At 66.2% G+C, this 7,456-nt stretch carries 4 protein-coding genes; 3 read left to right on the top strand and 1 reads right to left on the bottom strand.

Annotated features, from left to right (window positions below; all coding sequences use genetic code 11):
- Positions 1-344 precede the first annotated feature (344 nt).
- Positions 345-3,155, top strand: coding sequence for a tetratricopeptide repeat protein (locus ACFW2E_RS05910; protein WP_384462029.1), 2,811 nt, complete (start codon positions 345-347; stop codon positions 3,153-3,155).
- 147 nt (positions 3,156-3,302) lie between these two features.
- Here the strand turns inward: ACFW2E_RS05910 and ACFW2E_RS05915 are convergent, their stop codons facing one another.
- The gene (locus tag ACFW2E_RS05915; protein ID WP_384462032.1) at positions 3,303-3,893 is read right to left on the bottom strand and encodes an IS30 family transposase; all 591 of its coding nucleotides are present in this window, start codon (positions 3,891-3,893) and stop codon (positions 3,303-3,305) included.
- Between the two features lie 612 nt (positions 3,894-4,505).
- Here ACFW2E_RS05915 and ACFW2E_RS05920 point away from each other — a divergent pair.
- The gene (locus tag ACFW2E_RS05920) at positions 4,506-5,489 is read left to right on the top strand and encodes a nitrilase-related carbon-nitrogen hydrolase (protein ID WP_384462035.1); all 984 of its coding nucleotides are present in this window, start codon (positions 4,506-4,508) and stop codon (positions 5,487-5,489) included.
- A gap of 602 nt (positions 5,490-6,091) precedes the next feature.
- The gene (locus ACFW2E_RS05925; RefSeq protein WP_384462038.1) at positions 6,092-7,225 is read left to right on the top strand and encodes an alpha/beta fold hydrolase; all 1,134 of its coding nucleotides are present in this window, start codon (positions 6,092-6,094) and stop codon (positions 7,223-7,225) included.
- The last annotated feature ends 231 nt before the right edge of the window (positions 7,226-7,456 follow it).

The raw sequence follows: 7,456 nt of genomic DNA on the forward strand, positions 1-7,456 counted from the left end.
CGCGCCCCGCCCCCGCCCTCTCGGGGTGGCCCCCGCCCGCCCCCCCCAACACCCCCGACGGGTTCACGTGTGGATCTGGTCCAGCAGCCAGGTGACGACGGCGCGGGCGGTACCGGAAATGACGGCGGCCAACACGGCGCGGGCCATGGCCGGGCGCTGGCGGCGGATACGTTGGGGCATCAGTCCTCCATCGGGTCGCGATCAGCGGTGGGCAGTCGGTCAACGCGGTTCAGCTTGAGGGCGGCTGGGGGCCGGTTTCTCAGTGGCGACGTCTCCTGGCGCTGTGGCGCAGGACTTCCTGTTCAGCCCCTGGTGGCCTGACGCCATCAGGCGATGATGGTGCGATGAGTGGCGACGGGAACGGCCGGGTGAAGCGTCCCCATCCGATGAAACGGGCCCAAGCGGGCCCGGGCCCCCTGCGGGATCTGAAGGACCTGCTGTACGAGCTGTACGAAATAGCTGAATGCCCGACCTTGGACGAGATCACCGCCAAGATCCAAGAAACCGACAACGATGATCTGGTCATCAACGGGGCGCCGAGGCGCGACACGATTCGGCGTTACATCGCCTCGCCGGAAGTGCCGCCCAGCCAGGCGGATACAGTGGCGATCGCCGTCGCCCTTGCTCGCCTTGCGCCGGGGGCCTGGGACGGTAGGGACAGCGAAGGCGACCTGGTTCGCCGAGTCCGGAAGCTGTGGATCGAAGCACGGAGGTACGCGCCAGCAGGACTGCCGGTCAAAGACGCGGTTGATCCCCGCGCCTTCGAAGTTCACCCGGCCATCGACGCAGGTCCGCCGCAGGATGGGACACCGCTGCCGGTATTGCCGCCCTATATCGAACGGGCCCATGATCTGCCGCTCCGCGAAATCGTGCAGGCGGCGGCAGCCGGTAGGAACCAGGTGGCGGTGCTGGTGGGCAGTTCGTCAACGGGCAAGACCCGCGCCTGCTGGGAGGCCATCCGGACGCTTCCCGGCTGGCGGCTCTGGCACCCCATCAACCCGACTCCTGCCGAGGCGTTCCTTCAGGAACTGCCGTCGGTAGCCCCGCACACCGTGATGTGGCTCAACGAAATCCAGCAATACCTGGACGGGAACGAGACGGACGCGGGAGAGCGTGTAGCAGCGGGGCTGCGCGAGTTCCTGCGCGACCCCCGACGGGGCCCAGTACTCGTGCTGGGTACCGCGTGGCCGGACTACTGGACAACCCTCACCCGGTCGTCCGCCGGTCCAGACCCGCATGCCCGGAACCATGAGCCGCCATCAGACCCGCATGCGCAGGCGCGCAAGCTGCTGTCCAGCGCCCAGCTGATCCGAATACCGGACAGCTTCACCCCACAGGAGTTGCAGACCCTGCGATCCGCGGCATCGACGGATCCGCGCCTGGAAGAAGCGGCGATCCGCGCGAACGACGGAGAGATCACGCAGTACCTGGCCGCAGGCCCCGCCCTACTGGAGAGCTACCACGCAGCCGGAGCAGCGGCCCAAGCCGTTGTGCACGCCGCGATGGACGCACGCCGGCTCGGTCACGGCCCGTATCTTTCCCGGGCCTTTCTGAAACGGGCCGCCTGGGGATATCTGACCGGCTCCCAGCGCGACCGGCTCGGCGACCGCTGGTTCACCGGTGCCATGGACGACTGCACCGAATTCATCCGCAACGCCCCTGGCATGCTTGCCAGGAAGACGTCCCCGCCGTGGCAGACTGCCGACGGTGAGCTGTACCGGCTGGCTGACTATCTCGAACAGTACGACCGCCGTACCCGCCCGCTGCGCAGCGCGCCGACTTCCCTGTGGGAGGCGGCATCTTTCGCACCTACGCCCACGGACCAGGTCGCCCTGGCCGATGCCGCGGAGAAGCGCCAGCACCGTCGGCGAGCACGGGACCTGTACACCCTGGCTGCCGATGCCGGCGACCCGGTGGCCATGACCCGCCTGGCCTGGCTGCACCGATTCTCCGGCGAGCCCCAAGACGCGGAAACCCGCTACCACCAGGCTCTTCGTCGCGGTATCGCCGACCCTTACGACCGGTCCTCAATCCTTGGATCCCTGGGGGACCTGCGCAGCGAGGCCGGCGACCTCCCGGCGGCGGAGGACTTCTACCGCGGCGCTCTCAATGCCTATCCGGACAACAGCGCGGCCTGTGAGGGTCTGATGCGCACCCTCGAACTGCAAGGCGACCATGACGGTGCCGATGCCATCGCGCTGGCCGCCTCAGCTGCCGACCACTCCAGCCCGTTTGGTCTGCTCGCGAAGCTCGTTGAACTCAGATGCGAGTCGGGCCATCCAGAAAGTGCAACAGCGGTGGCCGTAGCCGCGGTCCGAACAGGGGACACCAGCGGCCTGCTCAAACTCGGTGACCATTACACGAACAGCGCGCCCGAAGCGGCCGAAGCCTTCTACACCCAAGCCGCGGAACACGGTGATACATCGGCGCTCTACCAGTTGGCCTCGCTGCGGGAAAAAGCAGGAGATCTCGATGGCGCCGAAGCCTACTACCGCCAGCGCCTAGAAGGCGACCCGGATGACTGGAGCACCCTTACGTCCTGGGCGCGGATGCGCGAAGACGCCGGCGACCTGGACGGGGCGGAATCGCTCTACCGCCAATACCTAGAAGGTCATCCAGAAAACGGCTATATCTCTGCGCAGCTGGCAAAGCTGTGCGAGCACCGCGGAGATGTCGAACAGGCAGTAGTCCTCTACGAGCGCGCCGGCGACGCGGGGACAGCACTGCTGGAACTTGGGCGACTCCACGAGCAGACAGGGCACCAGTCGTCGGCACGAGAGCTGTACCACCGGTACCTCAGCAAGGACCTCTTCACCGAGAACAGCTCCTTTCTCTACCGGAACAGGATCCAATGGCGGATGGACGGTGGTGACCTGGCAGGCGCACTGACCATGTGCGAGGTCGCCGTTGAAGTCCTCAGCCAGAAGGAACTGAATGAGGATATTGCCGAGATAGTCACGGAGCTAGGCCGCCTGCGGGAACGAATCGGCGACAACGCCGGGGCCGAGGATGCCTACCGCCGCGCCGCCGAAGGAGGAAACTCAAGCGCGGTGTGGTATTTGAGCCGGCTGCGGGAGACGAGCGGCGAAACCGATACGGCCACAGCGATCGAGCGTGACGGGCTGGACGGCGATCACACCACTCAAGACGACTGATGCTGTGCCACCACGACGTCTATGGAGGCGATACCCCCACCCCCGCTCCGCACTGGTTCGAGTGTCGGCTAACGAGGCCGAACTCAAGTAGTGAGCGCATCCCCCCTGTTCAGGAGGTCAGCGCAGGCCTGTGCCGGAGTGAGGTAGTCATGGATCGCGCGGGGACGGTGGTTGAGCTCGTGGGCGATGGTGGCGAGGTCGGCCCGGCCGAAACGTGCGGAGGTCCGCGCCCTTGGACAGGTACTGCCGTAGCAGGCGGTTGGTGTTCTCGTTGGTGCCGCGCTGCCAGGGGCTTCGCGGTTTGCAGGGGTAGATCGGGATTCCGGTCTCGGCAGTGATGGTCTGGTGTTCTGCCATCTCGCGGCCCCGGTCCCAGGTGAGCGTCCGCCGTAGCTGGGGCGGGATGCCATGGAGGCTTCGGGCGAGGTGTGGTGCGACGTGCCCGGCCTTGATGCCGTCCGGCAGCGGGACGACGGCGGTGTACCGGCTGGTGCGCTCAACGAGGGTGGCGATCGCTGAGGGCCGTGTGCCGATCACGAGGTCGCCCTCCCAGTGACCGGGCACCTTGCGGGTCCTCGACCTCGGCGGGGCGGGCACTGATACAGACATGCCGCGGGTGACGCCCCGCCCGGTGGGCCGACGGGCGACCTTCGGCCGGTGCATGGGCCGTGCGGATCGCAGCCGCTGGGTGAGGCTGCGATCGATCCAGCTTCGCGGCACCTGTCTGATCTCCAGCACGGCGCTCCCGCTCCTGCGCACGGGCACCGACCCGCACGTCCCGTTGCTCGCCCCACCGCTCAACCTTTCGACACGGTGGCTCAGCGCCCACCCGACGTCCACGATGACGAAGTACGGCATGACGGCTGCTGACCCTCGGGCGGGCCGCGGAGTACGCCGACCGGGGCGTGGCCGCCGACCGCCCATGGCTCGAGACCTACATCGCCACGGCCGCGGTGAAGAACATCCTGGGCGGCGATGGAGTACTGGAGAAGTCTCGGTCCCCCGAGATCGTCGCGGATGCCGCCGTCGCGGCCCTCGAGCGGCCAGCACGCGAGTGCACCGGAAACACCTCGCGGGGCGAACGCCCGGGTGCCGGGCCGGGTGAGCGTGATGGTGGCGCGGGAGAGCCGGGACTCGAACCGCTTCATGGCACGTCAGGGGCTCGGCTTGCCACCTCCCACATATGAGCATATGCTCCTATTGCCGGGGCGACCTGGCATCGACGAAACCCCCGGCCGGCCAGGTGGCGAACTTTATCTGCGGGTAACCGGTACCGCACGTTGCGTAATGACCTAAATATCCTTACACATGCCGTATATGGCATTATCATCATTCCTCAGGAGTCACCACATGACCGTCGTAAAGGCTGCCGCAGTCCAGATCAGTCCAGTGCTCTACAGTCGTGCGGGCACCATCGAGAAGGTCGTGCAAAAGATCCGCGATCTGGGCAAGCAGGGGGTCGAATTCGCAGTCTTCCCCGAGACTGTCGTCCCCTACTACCCCTACTTCGCCTTCGTGCAACCGCCCTACACCCAGGCCAAGGAGCACCTGCGCCTGCTCGAGGAGTCGGTCACCGTACCGTCCTCCGACACCGATGCGATCGCTGAAGCCGCCAGGGAAGCCAACATGGTCGTCTCGATCGGCGTCAACGAACGCGACGGTGGAACGATCTACAACACACAGCTGCTGTTCGACGCAGACGGCACTCTGATCCAGCGCCGCCGCAAGATCACGCCGACGTACCACGAGCGGATGGTCTGGGGACAGGGCGACGGTTCGGGCCTGCGGGCTGTCGACAGCGCCGTAGGCCGCATCGGCCAGCTTGCGTGCTGGGAGCACTACCAGCCGCTGGCGCGTTACGCGCTGATCGCCGACGGCGAGCAGATTCACGCCGCAATGTTCCCTGGTGCCTTCGGCGGCCCTCTGTTCGCCGGACAGATGGAGGTAAGCATCCGCCAGCACGCGTTGGAATCTGCCTGCTTCGTGGTCAATGCCACCGCCTGGCTGGATGCCGACCAGCAGGCACAGCTCGCCAAGGACACGGGCGGCCCTGCCGGGATGTTTTCCGCCGGCTTCTTCACCGCCATCGTCGACCCCGAGGGCCGCATCATGAGTGAGCCGCTCACGTCCGGCGAAGGCGAAGTCATCGCCGATCTTGACCTTTCCCTGATCAATGTACGTAAGCGCCTGATGGACGCGCGCGGTCACTACAGCCGACCGGAACTGCTCAGCCTGCAGATCGAGCGCACACCGAGGACCAACCTGCAGGAGCGCGGCACTCAGGCGCCGGTCCAGACCTCGCCGCCTGCAGAAGAAGGTCGGGCCGAGGCGTAGTCCGTTTCGCCTCCCCTTCAATCAATGGGTGTTTGAGGCAGGCGGGTGAAGCTCCCGGCGGATGGGTGTTGGCAGGCATCTGCCTGAATCCGCCAAGAGCAATGCCACCCGTGCGGCCTCACACGTGCGCAGCAGCGATGACCGGGCTACGGCAGTCTGCGCATCCAGCCCGTGACTGCATCCGATACGTTGACGCAACTCCTCCAGGTGACTGCCGTTACCGGCGCAGCGTGACCAGGCGAGGCGCCGAGAAGGCGGGAGCCGAGGTCGCCCTGGTCCCCGTGAACGCGATCCGTCGAGCAGCGTCGGCAGCAGCCCGACGCTGCCCACGCCACCGACTTCGCATCCGCCTCCTACATGTGGGGCACCTCCACCGGCTTCCGCACCTTCGCCGAGGCCACGCGCGACCGCTGCGGCTGTCAGTCCCTCGGCATTGCGCCCGCTGACCAGTGCGGCGGGCAGTGACCCGCCTGTGGAGCGGCCAACCCCCTCTGCTCTTCGGCCGTGCGGCGATGTGAGCGAGCCAGTCTCGGCGAGCTCGAGATTCGACCCTTTCGGCCCTTTCGACCCGACATTCCGGAAAACCATCAAAGGAAGATCACATGAATATGTCCCCTGTGGACCCCTCCGCCGACGATGGCATCGGCGGAACGACGTCATCGCATCGTTCCGGCGGTCGATTGTCACGGCGCGCCGTCCTCGGTGGCGCAGCTGCCACTGCTGCGGTGGCAGCGGGCATCTCGCTGACCGGCGGACTGGCAGAAGCTTCCGCAGCTGTGCCCTCCCACCGCACGCCGTCGGGCTTCGGGGCGGTTTCGACAGCTCCGAATCTCCCGGCCGGGTTCAAGGACACGTTCGCAAGCCGCTTGGTCCGTGCTGGAGGTATTCGTCAGCACGCGGTCGTGGGCGGCGATGGCCCCCCGTTGCTGCTCGTGCACGGCTGGCCGCAGAACTGGTATGCGTGGCGCATGCTGATGCCGGCACTGGCGAAGAACTTCACCGTCATTGCCGTCGACCAGCGCGGCATCGGACTCACCGATAAGCCGCAGACGGGGTATGACACCCGCACCCTCGCGAACGACCTGATCGCTCTGATGGACGCGCTGGGCCATCGTCGGTTTGCCGTGGCCGGCCACGACACCGGAATGGTCATCAGCTACGCGCTGGCCGCGGATCACCCGGACCGGGTCGAGAGGGTCGCACTTGCTGAAGTTCCGGGCCTTCCGGGAGTGGGGGGACTCGCAGCCTCGCCTCCGCTGTTTGCCCCCGAGGCGTTCAACAACAGGCTCTGGCACATTCCCTTCAACCGCGTCAACAGCAACCTTACGGAACAGCTGGTCAGCGGGCGGGAGAAGATCTACTTCGGTTACGAGTTCGCTGTTCAGGGTGGGAAGCTGCCTGCCTGGGCGATCGAGTACTACGTGCGTCTCTACTCCAACCCCGGGACCCTGCGTGGCTCTTTCGGTTTCTATCGCGCCTTTGACGCCACTTTTGCGCAGAACGAGGAGCGTTCCAAGACGAAGCTTGCGATGCCCGTTCTGGCTATCGGCGGAGCGGAAAGCTACGGCTCTGATGTTGGCAAGGCGATGGCCAACGCCGCAAGCAACGTACAGTCCGTAGTCATCCCTGGCGCTGCCCACTGGGTCGCGGAGCAGGCACCGCAGGCAATGTTGTCGAGTCTGACCAAGTTCTTGGCTCCGTATCGTGCTGGAGCTTCCTCCACCTCGCTTCGGTAGAGGCGCGAGACGCGCCGCCGAGCTTCCGTGGCGAGCGTGAGATGGGCCCATCGGCCTGGTCGGACAGCCATGAAGTTCATCACGAATGGCTCCATATGACCACCGAGCCCGCGCCGACCTCGCGTCTAGGGCTCAGACTTCAGGCGTGAAGACAGGCACCGGAGTTGTAGGGTTGAAAGGCGCCGCGATCAAGCCCAAAGAAAAAAACAAACCCCACCCAACCCAGGGGGT

This window comes from Streptomyces sp. NPDC058964, assembly GCF_042741275.1.
Lineage (GTDB): Bacteria > Actinomycetota > Actinomycetes > Streptomycetales > Streptomycetaceae > Streptomyces.

Excerpts from the sequence above, each read along its gene's own strand:
- ACFW2E_RS05925 (WP_384462038.1), top strand. The coding sequence starts at position 6,092 with ATGAATATGTCCCCTGTGGACCCCTCCGCCGACGATGGCATCGGCGGA.
- ACFW2E_RS05910 (WP_384462029.1), top strand. The coding sequence starts at position 345 with ATGAGTGGCGACGGGAACGGCCGGGTGAAGCGTCCCCATCCGATGAAA.
- ACFW2E_RS05920 (WP_384462035.1), top strand. The coding sequence starts at position 4,506 with ATGACCGTCGTAAAGGCTGCCGCAGTCCAGATCAGTCCAGTGCTCTAC.